The sequence below is a fragment of the Aestuariimicrobium sp. Y1814 genome, from assembly GCF_050113895.1.
Lineage (GTDB): Bacteria > Actinomycetota > Actinomycetes > Propionibacteriales > Propionibacteriaceae > Aestuariimicrobium.
Genome location: NZ_JBNJRW010000012.1, coordinates 1 through 13963, shown reverse-complemented (window position 1 = coordinate 13963; position 13963 = coordinate 1). Strand labels below are relative to the sequence as shown.

The following is a 13963-nucleotide window of genomic DNA, read 5'->3' as shown; positions in this document are numbered from 1 at the left end:
AGTGGCTACAGTTGGGCGCATGTCTTCGGCAATTCCCACACTGGCTGACCTGCGTTCGCGTCCACTGCATCAGCAGCCGACCTATCTCGACACCGATCATCGTGACCGGGTCGTCAGCACGCTCAGCCAGCTGCCCCCGCTCGTGTTCGCCGGCGAATGCGACGAGTTGCGCCACCAGCTGGCGGCGGTGGCCCAGGGTCGTGGGTTCCTGCTGCAGGGAGGTGACTGCGCCGAGACCTTCGCCTCGGTGCGGGCCGACAACATCAAGGGCAAGCTGCGGGTGCTGCTGAGCATGGCCGTCGTGATGACCTACGCCGCGCAGGTGCCGGTGGTCAAGGTCGGCCGGATCGCCGGCCAGTACGCCAAGCCGCGCTCCAAGGACACCGAGACCCGCGGCGACATCACCCTGCCGGCCTTCCGCGGCGACGCCATCAATGGTTTCGACTTCACCGAGGAGTCGCGCCGCCACGACCCCGACCGGCTGCTCAAGGTCTACAACGCCTCGGCGTCGACCCTGAACTTGGTGCGTGCCTTCGTCAAGGGCGGCTTCGCCGACCTGCGCGGCATCCACGCCTGGAACGCCGACTTCGTGGCCAACTCCCGCGTCGAGGGACGTTACGAGGAACTGGCTGCCGAGATCGACCGGGCGCTGGCCTTCATGGTGGCCTGCGGGCTCGACGACTCCGCGATGAGCGAGGTCGACTTCTACTCCAGCCACGAGGCGCTGCTGTTGGAGTACGAGCACGCCCTGACCCGCATCGACTCGCGCACCAACGAGCCCTACAACACCTCGGGGCACATGGTCTGGATCGGTGAGCGCACCCGCCAGCTCGACGGCGCCCACGTCGAACTGATGCGCCACATCAAGAACCCGATCGGCATCAAGCTGGGCCCCAAGACCTCCCCGGAGGACGCCGTGGCCCTGGCCGAGGCGCTCGACCCCGACTTCACCCCCGGACGCCTCACCTTCATCATTCGCATGGGTGCCGGCAACGTCCGCGAGAAGCTGCCGCCGGTGATCCAGGCCATCGAGGCCACCGGACGTTCGGTGGTCTGGTCGTGCGACCCGATGCACGGCAACACCTACGAGGCGGCCAACGGTTTCAAGACCCGCGCCTTCTCCGACGTGTGCGAAGAGGTCAACGGCTTCTTCGACGTGCACCGTGACCTGGGTACCTGGCCCGGTGGCGTCCACATCGAACTCACCGGCGACGACGTCACCGAGTGCGTCGGCGGTGTCGAGGAACTCCGCGAGGAGGACCTGGCCACCCGCTACGAGACCGCCTGCGACCCGCGCCTGAACCGCAACCAGTCGCTGGAGCTGGCCTTCATCGTCGCCGAGCGGCTGCGCGAGGGTGCCCAGCGCCACAACCCCGTGCAGCACTTCGAGGCCAAGGACCTCTGAGCCCGACACCGCCGCAGGCGTGGTGCAAGACTGGGTGACATGCAGATCACCCATCTTGGCCACGCCTGCGTGCTCGTGGAGGCCGCCGGCCGACGCATCCTGGTCGACCCCGGTAACTTCTCCGATGCCTGGCACGGGTTGACCGGGCTCGACGCGGTCCTGGCGACCCACCAGCACCCTGACCACTTCGACCCCGACCACGGGCCCCGGCTGGTCGCGGCAAACCCGGACGCGGTTGTCGCGCTGGAGGCGTCCTTGGCCGCCCAGCAGCCCGACCTGGCTGCCCGGGCACTGGTCGAGGGGGAGGAGCTCGACCTCGGCGGCGGGGTGCAGGTGCGTGCCGTCGGCGGTGAACACGCCGTGATCCACACCGACATCCCCAGGATCGGCAACGTAGGCCTGGTCATCGAGGTCGCCGGCGGCCAGACCTTCTTCCACCCCGGTGATGCCCTGGACACCGTGCCCAGCGGCGTCGACGTGCTCGCGGTGCCCGCGCACGGCCCCTGGGCTGCGATGAAGGAGCACATCGACTTCATTCGCGCGGTCGGGGCACCCCACGGCTTCCTGGTCCACGACGGCCTGCTCAGCGAACGCGGCTGGGCGCTGGCGTTCAACCGCTACCAGGAGATGAGCGCCACCGACTTCGTCGACCTGCGCCACCAGCAGCCGCACCGGTTCACCGACTGAGCCGGCCCACCCGACGCGGCTGTGCCAGCAGGTCCACCCGGGCCGGGGAACGTCGAAGGGGCTGCGCCGCTGTTGCGGTGCGGCCCCTTCGGACGTGCTGGGTGATCAGTCACCCTCGTTGGTGACCTGCCCCCGGGACGAGACTACTTCTTCGCCTTCTTGGCGGCCTTCTTGGCCTGCCGGTCGGCTGACTTCTTGGCAGCCTTGACCTTCTTGTCGGTCTTCTTGGCCACCTTCTGGGCCTTCTTGGCAGCCTTGTCGGCCTTCTTGTCGGCCTTCTTCTTCAGGGCCTTGGCCTTCTCCTCGGCCTTCTGGACCTTGTCCTTCGCCACGTTCAACACCTTCCTTTCGTGAAGCGGATGCTGACGTAACGTCCAAGTCTATCCGATCAGCCGCGTTCGATGGCCACCGGGGGCCGCTGGTAGCCCAACCCGTCCCAGACGAAGTTCGGCACCCGGGCGAAGAATCCCTCCAGGAACTGCTCGGTGTGCTTCAAGGTGCCCGCGTCGACCCGGGCGCCGGTCTCGATGACACCACGCTCGTCCCACTCGAAGGGCACCGGCCGCGCCTGCATCATGTACTCCATCTGCCGGGGGTGGAACACGTCCGAGGCGAACTTGGGGTCGGGGCTGCGCACGGTGAAGGCCTGGTTGAACTCGTGCCACTCGAAGCTCACCTTGTTGCCCATCAGCCCGCGGTTGACCTTGAACGGACGGAAGGTGAATCGCGGGTGGAACTCGACGATCTCCTCCTCGTGGTGGTCGGTCACGGTGCGGGTTGTGGTGCGGCCCTGGGCGTCGGTGGAGGTCACCGTGCGCGTGGTCTCCCACCTGTGGGTCAGCGCGATGAATGGCAGGGTCGGGTGGGAGGAGATGATGCAGCCCTCGGCGCGGTGGTTGCTGCCACCGCCGCTGTGGCGGACGTGGGCCAGCAGGGAATCGTCCCGGTTGCGGAACTCCCAGTTCGGCCGGCGGTAGATGCTCAGCCGGGGCGGTTTCGCCGGGCCGCTGAACTGCTGCAGGGACGGCCCGGCCAGGGCCTGCGCGCCGGCAGCGAGGGCCTCGACGTAGGCGGCCAGTTCCTCGGCGGGCTTCGGTGCGCCCAACCCGACCAGGCGGTCGTGGTCCACCGACAGGTTCGCCGGCACCGCACCGAAGCGGCCCAGCGTCGGGCCGAGCGCCGACAAGGCTGCTCGTCCGAAGTCGGGGTTGTCGGCCACGACGGTGACCGCCTCGTCCTGGTGGATGATCGACCCGGTCGAGCCGTTCGCGCGGGCCTTGGTGGGCAGGTGGTAGAACTCCGGCAGGGAACGCGGCAGCGGGATGCTGACCAGGTACCCGCCGCCGCGGTAGGTGCTGGAGTCGTACTCGAAGGCCTCGAACCGCAGCCCCGAGGAGCTCTGCCCGATGATCATGTCGTCGACGCGCCGGTTCTCACCCAGCCCGAACGGCGGGCAGTTGTAGCCGTGGACCACCTCGAGGCCGGGGTGGTCGACGAACTGCCAGCCGCGATCGGTGACCGACTTGATGTAGGCGCGTCGCCGCACGTACCAGATGATGACGCCCACCACGGCCAGGGCCAGCACGCCCAGCAGGATCCAGACAATGACAGAGGGGTCCATCTCGTTGCTCCTCACCCGGGCACCCACCGGGTGCCAGACCTCCACGGTAGCGACATCGCGGGTCGCCGGAGGAACGTGGAGCTGGGGCGGGTCAGCCCACCTGGGGTCAGCTGACGTAGATGGTGATGGTGGAACCCTTCGGCGCCATCTTGGCGGCGCCCGGGTCCTGCACGGCGACGACGTTCAGCCGCACCCAGTCCTCGGTGTTGTAGACGACCTTCACCTTGAACCCGGCGTTGGCCAGCCGCTGCTTGGCGGTCTGCTCGTCGGCACCGGTCACCTTGGGGATGGTGACCAGGACCGGTCCCTTGGAGACCACCAGTTCGATGGTGTCGCCGGCCTTGCCGTAGCCCTTGTCGGGGGTCTGGCTGAGCACCTGCCCCTTCGGGACGCTGTCGTGGTGCTGTTCGCTGGTGGTGACCCGGAACCCGAGGTCGGTCAGTTCCTTGGTGGCAGCGGTGGACTGCTTGCCGACGTAGTTGCTGATCGGGATCGGACGCGGACCCTGCGAGATGACCAGGTTGATGGGGGTGTCGCGCTTGAGCGAGTCACCGGGGGCCTGGGAAGCCTGCAGCACCCGGTCGACCGGGGCACTCGCATGGTAGGCCTTCGTCACCGTGCCGACCTTGAGGTTCGCCTTGACGATCGCCTCGGTGGCGGCGGCCAGGTCCATGTCGGCCAGGCTGGGCATGGCGTAGCGCTCCGGGCCCAGCGAGATCACCGCGCGGATCTCGGAGCCCTTGAGTGCGCGGGTGCCGCCGGCCGGGTCGGTGGAGATCACCTGCCCCTTGGGGACGGTCTCGGAGTACGCCTCGGTGGAGGTGAAGGTGAACCCGGCCAGTTCGGCATTGACCCGCGCCTGCTCACCGGTCTGGGTCTGCAGCGCGACCGTCTCGGTCCACCGGCCCTCGGTCACGTACCAGTAGGCCGCTCCCGACCCGGTGATCGCGAGCAGCACCACCAGTACCAGGGCCACCAGCCCCCGCCGGCGGCGGTGCACCGGGTCCTGGCTCATGTGCGGGAAGATCGGTGTGGCCTGGCTGCGCGGACGATGCGGTCGCGCAGCCGTGTCGTCCAGCTTGCGGGGCCGGGGCACCGGGCTGGATGCCAGCCCTGCGCCGCTGTCCTCGGTGTCGTCGGACTCGTCCTGCGCGCGGTCGACGTGGTGCCAGCCGCGGGCGGCCGGCAGGTCGATCGGGGAGGTGGGGGTGGTGCCCCGGGGGATCGACCCGGTGGTCGAGGTCACCGGGGAGGACGCGCTGCGCGGTCGGAAGGACACCGGCTGGGCCGGTGCCACCACCGCGGCGAGGTCGGCAGCCAAGCCCGTGGTCACCTCGGTGGGGCTGGGCTGCTCCTCGGGGCGGGCCTGGCGGGTGCTGGCGAGCATGTACTCGGTCAGCGCGGGGTCGTCGACGATGCCCTGGCCCAGGGCGCGACGCGCCTTGCGCAGCAGCTTCAACAGTTCGCGGGCATCGGCCGGGCGCGCAGCGGGCTGGCGGCTGGTGCAGGCCTGGACCAGCGCATCCAGGTACGGCGGGATGATCCGACGCGAGTCGCGCCGCCAGGTGCCGTCGGCGTGGACGACACTGCTGGGTGCGGGCACGTCATGGTGGACATGGGCCCAGGCCACCTGGATGGGGGTGTCACCCTTGTGCGGCTTCTCACCGGTGAGCATCTCGTAGAGCACCACACCGGTGGAGTAGACGTCGGAGCGGGCGTTGGCGCGGCCGGCGGTGACCAGTTCGGGCGGCAGGTAGCTGACGGTGCCGATCAGCAGACCCTGGGTGGCGGTCGCGGTCTGGGCGGTGACGGCACGGGCCAACCCGAAGTCGGCCACCTTGATCTCACCGCGGTCACTGATCAGCACGTTCTCGGGCTTGATGTCGCGGTGCACCAGCCCCGACTCGTGGGCGCTGGCCAGGGCATGGACGACCGGCTCGAGCAGGTCGAGGGCACGCAGCGGCTCCAGCGGTGCCTCGCGGCTGAGCAGGTGGCGCAGGGTGCGGCCCTCCACGAACTCCATCACGATGTAGGGCCGGTCCCGGTCGATGCCCTGGTCGAAGACGCTGACAACGTGCTGGTTGGACAGCCGGGCAGCGGCGCGGGCCTCACGGTCGAACTTGCGCGCGAAATCGGCATCGTCGCCGAGCCCGTCGTGCATCACCTTGACCGCGACGATGCGGGTGAGTCGACGATCCTGGGCGCGATAGACGGTTGCCATGCCGCCACGAGCAACGCGCGCCAAGATCTCGTAGCGACCATCAAGCAGGCGCCCCACCAAGGGGTCGCTGACGCTCGTAGTGGTCACGAAACTGCTCCAAACACGGTCCGGGGAACTGGGGGAAGAGGCCGTGTCAGCCTGAGTCTCATCCTAGGGTCAAGGGTCTTGATCGCCGTGGGCATTGCTGCGGCGAGTCGCCGTCGTTGCGCACCGGTTGTGTCAGTGGCCTCTGCTAGGCGCGGGCGGCGATGGTGAGGAGTTCGTCGGCGGAGAGGGACGGGTCGAGGACGACGACGTCGGTCAGCTTGGGCTTGCCCTCGGTGAGGGTGCCGGTCTTGTCGAGCGCGACGGCGGTGATCTTGGCGGAGGTCTCGAGGAACTCGCCGCCCTTGATGAGGATGCCGTCGCGGGCGCCGCGGCCGATGCCGGTGACGATCGACACGGGGATCGAGATGACCAGGGCGCCGGGGCAGCCGATGACCAGGAGCGTCAGGGCGAGGGTCACGTCGCGGGTGATGAGCCCGACGACCAGCGCCAGCACCATGATCCCGGGGGTGTACCACTTCGAGAAGCGGTCCATGAACTTCTGGGTCTTGGCCTTGGCGTCCTGCGCCTCCTCGACGCGGTGGATGATGCGCGCCAGCGTGGTGTCGGCGCCGACGCCGCGTGCCTCGACCTGGAGGAAGCCGCCCGTGGAGATCGTGCCGGCGAACACTTGGTCGCCGTCGCTCTTCTCGGCCGGGATGGACTCGCCGGTGATGGACGCCTCGTTGATGGCGCCGTTGCCGCCGATGACGACGCCGTCGACGGGCACCTTGGCGCCGTTCTTCACGAGGACGGTCTCGCCCGGCTTGACCTCGTAGGCGGAGATCTCCACCTGCTGGCCATCGCGGAGGACGATCGCGGTGTCGGGGGCGACGGCCACCAGCTCGGCCAACGCGGAGCGGGTCTTGTTGAGGGTCGCGGCCTCGAGGGCGCCGCCGACGGCGAACAGGAACGTGACCGCCGCGGCCTCCCAGAAGTTGCCGACGAGGATCGCGCCGATGGCGGCGACGGAGACCAACAGGTCGATGCTGATGTGCTTGACCATCAGCGATCGGAAGGCCTTGATGGCGATGGGCAGGCCGGCGACGACGGCGGCCGCCAGCATGAGGATGTTGCCGACGGTGGTCGCGCCCAGCTTGTCGGCGATGAGGGAGGCGACGATGGCGACGCCGGAGATGGCGGGCACGGCCCAGCGGCCGTGGAGCCAAGTGTGGATCTTGTTCATGATGCGTCCTTCGGGGTGATCTTGACCTCGAAATTGCGCATGATCGAGGTCTCTTTCCTTGACGCACGTCAAGTTCTGAAGCGGGCTGATGGAGGGGTGAGGAAGGGGGCGTTCTCAGTGATGGATCTGGTGCCGTCATTGGCACCAGATCCATCACTGAAAACGCCGTTCGGTGCGACGATGGGTCATGACCTTCACACTGACCATGGATGCCGCCGACCCGAGGCGGCTGGGTGACTTCTGGGCGCTGGCGCTCGGCTACCGGCCCGAGGACCCACCGGGGAACTTCGCCACGTGGGAGGAGGCGCTGACGAGTTGGGGTCTTCCCGAGGAGCGCTGGAACGACGCCTACGCGATCGTCGGAGACGGCCCGCGGATCTTCATCCAGAAGGTGCCCGAGCCCAAGACCGCCAAGAACCGGTTGCACATCGACGTCCACAGCAACGCCGGCGGCCCCGACCAGCCGAAGGACTGGGACGTGATGCGCGCCAAGGCGGCCAAGCTGGTCGCCGCGGGTGCCGACGTCGTGGAGGAGTTCCGGCAGCCCCCTCAGGGCGAGTGGATCGTGATGTAGCGAGGACCCGGAGGGCAACGAGTTCTGCGTGGTGTGACTCAGTCGCGCACGCACAGCATGAGTCCCGAGCCCCACGGCAGGAACTCGGTGCGCCAGCCGTCGACTGACTGCATGTCGGCGATGAGGCGGTCGACGTTGGCTTGATGGCCGTCGGGCCAGCCCGGCTGCGGGTACAGGTCGTCGAGGACGAACCAGCCGTGCGGCTTCACCAGTTCCATGGCGAGGTCGCGGTCGTGGTACTTGCCGGGCCAGGTGTCGGCGAAGACGACGTCGAACCGCTCCGGGCGGGCGACCGCCTCGCGGAGCCACTCCGAGCCGTCTCCCAGCACCCACTCGACGCGGGGGTCGTCGTCGAAGGTGGCGCGCGCGATCCGCTGCAGGTCGTCCTCGAGTTCCACCGAGACCAGTCGTGAGTCGGCGTCCATGCCGTCGAGCAGCCATGCCGCCCCGTAACCGACGCCGGTGCCGAGCTCGAGGAAACTGCCGCCCGGGCGCGACGCGACCAGGAGTCGAAGCAGCCGGCCGAGGTCGCCCTCGGAGGACTGCACGAAGCCCAGGTCCTCCGCCGCTGCGGTCAGCGCGGCCAGGGTCTGGCGGAACGAGGAGCCGTCGGGCGTGGGTCGAGTGGTGGAGCTCATGCGTGCATCCAAGCACAGGGTGTGGGCAAGATGGGCCCGTGAACGACCCGACGGCCGACGACGCGCTGGCGCGGTGGCACCGCGCGCACGCGGCGGCGTCGATGGTGGGCTGGGACTTCTCCCGACTCGACGGGCGAATGACCGCGGACGAGCCCTGGTGGGACCTCGAGGGCGACTGCCGCGAGGCGCTGGCGACGGCGACCAGCGCGCTCGACCTCGGCACCGGCGGCTGTCCTGAAGTCGGGGAACCACCCGGGCGCTACCTTGGGCGCATGAGCACCTGGACGCGAACGTACCGACCTGTCGAGGGTGAGCGCGTCGACGGCGTCGTCACTCACGTCCTCGGCCGCCGTGACTCGAGGGGCGGGCACTACTTCGGCGTCACGAACCTCGAGGTGTACGCGGACGGTTCCATCCTGCCGTCGGGCCCGCCGGTGGCTGACGAGGAGTTCGTCAGGGAGGTCGCCGACCAGATCGAGCGCCTCAACGGTCGGCCCACGTCCCGCGAACTCTGCCGCGACGCCGCCGAGGCCTTCGCCGAGGAACCGAGCCACGAACGCTGGTTGGTGATGCAGGAGGCGTATCTGCGGGTACCGGCCCACCTGCGGCCGTACGTCCTCTCGGACATGGACGTGAAGGACCAGCCGATCCGGGTTCTCCTGACGCCTCTGGGCGGATCGACGGCCGAGGGCGTCACCGTCACGGAGAAGGTCCAGGCGCAGGGGATCGAGTACTTCTGCGAGCGCCGGGCCGACCGCACCCGGTGGGAAGCCCACAAGGAGCGCGAGTTCCACGAGTTCACGGGGACTCCCACCGTCATCGAGAAGGTGTTCGTGCGCGACGAGTACTGGCCCCAGCCGCCGGCGCCGGAGGTGCTGCACAACAACTTCCCGCGGCAGATCGTCGTCGACGGCCAGCCGTACCCGACGGTGACGGCGGCGTTCCACGCGCTGCAGCGCCCGGGCGCCGGGCCCGATGCCAACCTCGCGCTCATGGCGGCAGCCCTGCGCGCCAAGTACACGCAACACAAGGACCTGACGAAGGCGCTGCTCGCCACCGACGGCCGCATCGAGTACGCCAACGGCATCGACGGCTTCTGGACCAGCTACCGCGGAGGCCGCAACTGGATCGGACGGCTCCTGGAGCTCGTCCGGGCGGAGTTGCGCGCCCGACGCTGACGTCGCACTCCGGTCTGGCAGGCACGTCGGCGGCGCTGCGTGGCTAGGGTTCCATCATGGGAGTACGCCTCATCCTCATCCGTCACGCGAAGTCCGACTGGAATGCGGGGGTCTCCGACCGCGACCGCCCGCTCAACGGCCGGGGCCGTAGCCAAGCGCCTGAAACGGGTGAGTGGCTGGCTGGCCGGTTCGGCGACGTCGACCTCGCCGTCGTGTCGGTGGCGGCGCGGGCGCGGGAGACGTGGGAGCTGGTCTCGCGGCACCTGTCCGCGGACGAGGTGCGCGACGCCGAGGACGCCTACACGTTCGACGGCGACGACCTCGCGGACCTGGTCGCGGGGCTGCCCGAGTCGGCGTCGTCGGTGGTGCTGGTGGGACACAACCCGGCGATGGAGGAGTTGATCCACCTCGCGACGGGGCGGTTCCTGCCGATGCCGACGTCGGCGCTGGCGGTGCTGGAGCTGGACAGCTGGTCCCAGGTCGCCGAGGGCACTGCCGGGGTGGTCGCGGCCGGGCGCCCCGCCGACGACCAGTGGTCGGTCGAGTGAGCTAGACCTTGCGGCCGACGGGGGCGATGCCGAACAGCCCGGTGTAGATGGCGGTGGCGGTGTCGTCGGGGTCTTCCTCGGTCTGGGTGCCCGCGGCGGCCGCGGCGGGGTCGTCGTCGAACTCCTCGATGACCGCGTGCACCCGCAGGGCGAGGGCACGGGCCTGGTGTCGCGTGAGGCGGAGCGACGTCGCCTCCGAGTGCGCGAGCGTCTCGGGTCCGGCGGCCATGGCCGCGGTGATCGCCCGTTCGACCTCCGAGTAGATGAGGCCGATCGAGGCGGAGGCGGAGGTGCGGTAGGCGGCGTCGTCCTTGAGAAGGTCGAGGTCTGCGTTGATGGTGGGCGGGCCGAGCTTCCACACCCGCTCGCGCGCGTCCTTGGCAAGCTCAGGCACCTCGACCAGGATGCCGACGTTGGCCAGCGATCGCACATGGAAGCTGATGGAATTCACGGGCTCGCCCAGCTCCGCGGCGATGTCGGTGGAACGAGCGTGGCCGAGCACGTTGACGATCGCGAGGATGCGCCCCCTCAGCGGGTGCGACATCGCCTTCATCATCGCCGGGCTGGCTGCCTGAACCGGTGCATCCAACACAGCGCGCCACTACTCCGCCGACGCAACTACCTCCTGTGGCTCGGCGGCGACACGGCCCAGCAACTGGGGCTCGGCCTCGGGTGCTTCGCGATGCCACTGCTGACGTTGGCGGTGACGGGTTCGCCGGCGGTCGCGGGCACCGTTGCGGCCGCGCAGGCGCTCGGGGGCGTGATCGGGTTCCTTCCGGGTGGCGTGCTGGCCGACCGGTACGACCGGCGGCTGCTGCGGACGTGGTCGGCGGTGATCGGGCTGGTCCTGTCGGCGGCGATCGCAGTGCTGGCCGCGTTGGGCCTGCTCGATGCGTGGGCGCTGGCGAACCTCGGGTTCCTCCTTCAGTTGCGCGCGAGCCTGCTCAGCCCGGCGTCGGAAGCGATGCTGCGCACCATCGTCGACAAGAAGCAGCTGGCGCAGGCCGTCGCGAACAACCAGGGTCGCGACGCGGCCGTGAGTCTGGCCAGCGGGCCGCTGGGAGGGTTGCTCCTGGCGCTCGGATACGCGGCGCCGTTCCTCGCCCAGGCGGCGTCGTTCGTCGTCATGTGGGTGACCAACGCGGCCATCGACGGCGAGCACCGGGCTCGTCGGGAGGAGCCGACGACGATGTGGCGCGACCTGCGCGACGGGCTCGCCTTCGTCGGTCGCTCCCGACTCATCCTCGTGACGTGTGGGCTGTTCATGATCCTCAACCTCGCGATGAACGGGGTGGTCATGGCCACGCTCTACTCGATGCAGATGGCAGGCCACAGGCCCGAGGTGATCGGGATGGTGACGTTCGCGCTCGGTGCGGGGGCACTCCTCGGCGCGGTGCTGGCGGGGCAGGCGGTCAAGCGCATCCCCACGGGCGTCCTCGTCGTCGCGTGCATGGGGGCGTTCGCGGCGGCGATGGTGGTCGTGACGATCTGGCCCGACCTACGGGTGGTGCTGCCGGTCCTGGGCGTCGTGATGGTGTCGGCGCCGGCGGTCAACGCGGCGGTCGGCGGGCTGCTGATGCACGTGGTCCCCAACGAGATGCTGGGGCGGGTGGAGTCGGTGATCACCTTCCTCGCCATCCTGATGGCGCCGCTGTCGCCTGCCTTGGCGGGCTGGGGCTTGGGGCTGGTGGGGCTGGCCGGCACGTATGGCTTCTTCGCACTGCTCGGCGTGGGCGTCGCGGTCGTGTGCGCCGCCTACCGGCCCGTGCGGTCGCTTCCGCGCATGGACAGCTGGGACGAGGTGCGAGTGTGACCCCGCGATCTGGACAGGCCGCGCCGCAGGGCCTACGTTCGCCGGTGACGCACCGGGACGACGAGAGGACCGACCCCATGATCACCACCCAATCGCTCACGGGGACCTGCGCGTTCCGGCTCATGCCGGTCGACCCGCTGGCCGACGGGCCGTCGTCCGCACTCGTCACGAGGGTGGGCGAGCAGGGCTTCACCCTCCACTACACGTGGGTGCACCCGGCCGACGGCGAACAGCGCGGTGTGCTGCTCGTCGGAGGCGTCGGTGAGGACGGGGTCGTCGAGGCGTCGCTGCTCGACACGTGGCACCAGCAGCCCGGCCCCATGCAGCTGACCGGGACGCGGGACGGCTCGCGCGTCGATCTCTCGGCGCCCTACATGGAGGAGTGGGCGTGGGAGGTCAGCGTCGAGCTGGGCGATGACGTGTCGATGACGATGCGCAACGTGGTGCCGGAGTCGGCGCTGGCGATGCTCCCGCCCGACTCCCCGCCGATGAGCGCAGGCCCGTACGACGCGATGGTCGCCGTCTGGCGCTGAGAGCCCTATGTCAAGCAGCCTCCGTCAGGAGGCTGTTGAGTCGGCCGTGTAGGTCGGGGTTGTAGGGCGTGTGGTCGTGCCAGCAGCGCCACAGGATCCTGGTCCAGTTTTGGGCCAGGATTCTTGCTGCGTGGGGGTGTCGGCAGCCGCGGGCTCGGGCGCGGTCGTAGGTGTCGCGTGCCCAGGCGTTCGCGCGGGGCGTGTCTTGGGCCCAGTCGACCAGTGCTGCCCGGAGTTGTTTGTTGCAGCCGCGTCGGTAGGCGACGTTGAGGTGCTTGCCGGACTGCCTGGTCGATGGTGCGACGCCGGCGGCTGCGGCGAGTGCTGGGGGGTCGGGGAACCTGGCCCGGCAGTCGCCGATCTCGGCCAGCAGGGTGGCTGCGCGGACGGTCCCGGCGCGGGGCAGGGACTGGAAGATCGGGCCGTCGGGGTGAGCCAGGAGTGCTTCCTTGATCCGGGCCTCGAGCCGGGCTTGTTCATCACGCAGGGTGGCGAGCAGATCAACGAGGGTCAGCACGATGACCTCGCTGGCTTCGGCTGCCGCGCCGCTGACGCGGCCGGTCGCAGCTTCGTGCAGGTGGTCGACCAGCCGGGTCGGGGTGTGGCGGCCGCAGTATGCGTTGGCCTTGAGCCAGTGCGCCATCCGCAGCTCGCTGAGCCAGGCTGCTTTGGCTTCGCTGGGGAATCGGCGCAGGAACGCCAGGCTGATGGGGATGTCGAGCTGGCTGAACAGGCCGATCGCGCCGGGGAAGTTGTGCTGCAGCACTGCGAGCAGTTGGTTGTGCACGGCGATCCGGTGATCGATCAGATCGTGGCGGGCGCGCACCAGCATCCGCAGCGCGATCGTCTGTTCGCTGTCTGGTTGCACGATCGCCCAGCGACCGGCGTCGGTGCGCAACGCGTCGGCCAGCACGAACGCGTCGAACCGGTCGTCCTTGTTCCCCGCGGAGCCGTAGCGGGCACGCAGTGACTTCACCTGCCGTGCACTGATCACGACGACTTCGAACCCGTCGCGGATCAGGTGCTCGACCACCGGTCCGTCGCCGCGCTCGATCCCGATCCGTTCCACGCCATGGCGACGCAGCAGGGTGGTGATCTTGGTCAACCCGGGCCGTGTGTGCGGCACGGTTGCTTCCTCGATGCGCTGTCCGTCGTCGTCGACGATGCACAGCGCGTGGTGCTGCCAGGACCAGTCGATCCCGGCGTAGGTGGGCGTAGCCTCAATCATGAGAGTGCTCCTTCCGTCAGCCCACGGATTCAGCACTCCGGTCCGGGACGTGACGGTCGGTCGCTCACTGAGGCGCTCCGGGACCTTGCCGGGTCCTTGGCGCATAGCCCTATGGCCGATCTGCGCGTCCCGGGCCACCGAGCCCTGCAACTCTCAGCCAGGTCGTCCCCGAAGGGCGACTCGCTCAGCCTGGCAGTGGCCCGATGGACCCGGGGTGCAGACAAGACGATTCGCCTCGTCCACCCCA

The 13963-nt window shown here is 69.4% G+C and carries 14 protein-coding genes and 1 pseudogene; 7 read left to right on the top strand and 8 right to left on the bottom strand.

Features of this window, described 5'->3' with window-relative positions:
• The first annotated feature begins 19 nt into the window (after positions 1 to 19).
• Positions 20 to 1405, top strand: a complete 1386-nt coding sequence (locus tag ACQE3C_RS12830) for a class II 3-deoxy-7-phosphoheptulonate synthase (protein ID WP_434539575.1) — start codon at positions 20 to 22, stop codon at positions 1403 to 1405.
• A 39-nt stretch (positions 1406 to 1444) separates the two neighbouring features.
• Positions 1445 to 2092 (top strand): MBL fold metallo-hydrolase, encoded by a 648-nt coding sequence (locus ACQE3C_RS12825; RefSeq protein WP_434539574.1) that lies wholly within the window; start codon positions 1445 to 1447, stop codon positions 2090 to 2092.
• A gap of 143 nt (positions 2093 to 2235) precedes the next feature.
• Here the strand turns inward: ACQE3C_RS12825 and ACQE3C_RS12820 are convergent, their stop codons facing one another.
• The 5 genes and pseudogenes from ACQE3C_RS12820 to ACQE3C_RS12800 all read right to left on the bottom strand — a co-directional run bounded on the left by ACQE3C_RS12820 (position 2236) and on the right by ACQE3C_RS12800 (position 7204).
• Positions 2236 to 2424, bottom strand: coding sequence for a hypothetical protein (locus ACQE3C_RS12820; RefSeq protein ID WP_434539573.1), 189 nt, complete (start codon positions 2422 to 2424; stop codon positions 2236 to 2238).
• Positions 2425 to 2480: 56 nt separating this feature from the next.
• On the bottom strand, positions 2481 to 3713 hold the full coding sequence (locus tag ACQE3C_RS12815; RefSeq protein ID WP_434539572.1) for a hypothetical protein: 1233 nt from the start codon (positions 3711 to 3713) through the stop codon (positions 2481 to 2483).
• 106 nt (positions 3714 to 3819) lie between these two features.
• On the bottom strand, positions 3820 to 4629 hold the full coding sequence (locus ACQE3C_RS12810) for a PASTA domain-containing protein (protein WP_434539653.1): 810 nt from the start codon (positions 4627 to 4629) through the stop codon (positions 3820 to 3822).
• A gap of 27 nt (positions 4630 to 4656) precedes the next feature.
• Positions 4657 to 6021: pseudogene (locus tag ACQE3C_RS12805) on the bottom strand (protein kinase domain-containing protein); the annotation flags it as partial.
• A 145-nt stretch (positions 6022 to 6166) separates the two neighbouring features.
• The gene (locus tag ACQE3C_RS12800; protein ID WP_434539571.1) at positions 6167 to 7204 is read right to left on the bottom strand and encodes a heavy metal translocating P-type ATPase; all 1038 of its coding nucleotides are present in this window, start codon (positions 7202 to 7204) and stop codon (positions 6167 to 6169) included.
• A 187-nt stretch (positions 7205 to 7391) separates the two neighbouring features.
• Between ACQE3C_RS12800 and ACQE3C_RS12795 the strand changes: the two genes are divergently transcribed.
• Positions 7392 to 7778 (top strand): VOC family protein, encoded by a 387-nt coding sequence (locus ACQE3C_RS12795; protein ID WP_434539570.1) that lies wholly within the window; start codon positions 7392 to 7394, stop codon positions 7776 to 7778.
• A gap of 38 nt (positions 7779 to 7816) precedes the next feature.
• On the opposite strand, the gene ACQE3C_RS12790 is transcribed toward ACQE3C_RS12795, so the two are convergent.
• Positions 7817 to 8416 carry an O-methyltransferase gene (locus ACQE3C_RS12790; protein WP_434539569.1) on the bottom strand — a complete coding sequence of 200 codons (600 nt, stop codon included), beginning with the start codon at positions 8414 to 8416 and terminating at the stop codon, positions 7817 to 7819.
• A gap of 38 nt (positions 8417 to 8454) precedes the next feature.
• Here ACQE3C_RS12790 and ACQE3C_RS12785 point away from each other — a divergent pair, with 38 nt between their 5' ends.
• Entirely contained in the window at positions 8455 to 9594 is a 1140-nt protein-coding gene (locus tag ACQE3C_RS12785) for a DUF7639 domain-containing protein (RefSeq protein ID WP_434539568.1), read from the top strand.
• A gap of 56 nt (positions 9595 to 9650) precedes the next feature.
• Positions 9651 to 10142, top strand: a complete 492-nt coding sequence (locus tag ACQE3C_RS12780) for a SixA phosphatase family protein (RefSeq protein WP_434539567.1) — start codon at positions 9651 to 9653, stop codon at positions 10140 to 10142.
• 1 nt (position 10143) lies between these two features.
• Here the strand turns inward: ACQE3C_RS12780 and ACQE3C_RS12775 are convergent, their stop codons facing one another.
• Positions 10144 to 10686: a hypothetical protein gene (locus tag ACQE3C_RS12775; RefSeq protein WP_434539656.1), complete on the bottom strand. Its 543-nt coding sequence runs from the start codon at positions 10684 to 10686 to the stop codon at positions 10144 to 10146.
• Here ACQE3C_RS12775 and ACQE3C_RS12770 point away from each other — a divergent pair.
• The gene (locus ACQE3C_RS12770) at positions 10573 to 11955 is read left to right on the top strand and encodes an MFS transporter (RefSeq protein WP_434539566.1); all 1383 of its coding nucleotides are present in this window, start codon (positions 10573 to 10575) and stop codon (positions 11953 to 11955) included. The two genes, ACQE3C_RS12775 and ACQE3C_RS12770, sit on opposite strands and share 114 nt — an antisense overlap.
• Positions 11956 to 12032: 77 nt before the next feature.
• The gene (locus ACQE3C_RS12765) at positions 12033 to 12488 is read left to right on the top strand and encodes a hypothetical protein (RefSeq protein WP_434539565.1); all 456 of its coding nucleotides are present in this window, start codon (positions 12033 to 12035) and stop codon (positions 12486 to 12488) included.
• A gap of 10 nt (positions 12489 to 12498) precedes the next feature.
• On the opposite strand, the gene ACQE3C_RS12760 is transcribed toward ACQE3C_RS12765, so the two are convergent.
• The gene (locus ACQE3C_RS12760; RefSeq protein ID WP_434539564.1) at positions 12499 to 13716 is read right to left on the bottom strand and encodes an IS110 family transposase; all 1218 of its coding nucleotides are present in this window, start codon (positions 13714 to 13716) and stop codon (positions 12499 to 12501) included.
• Positions 13717 to 13963: the final 247 nt, after the last annotated feature.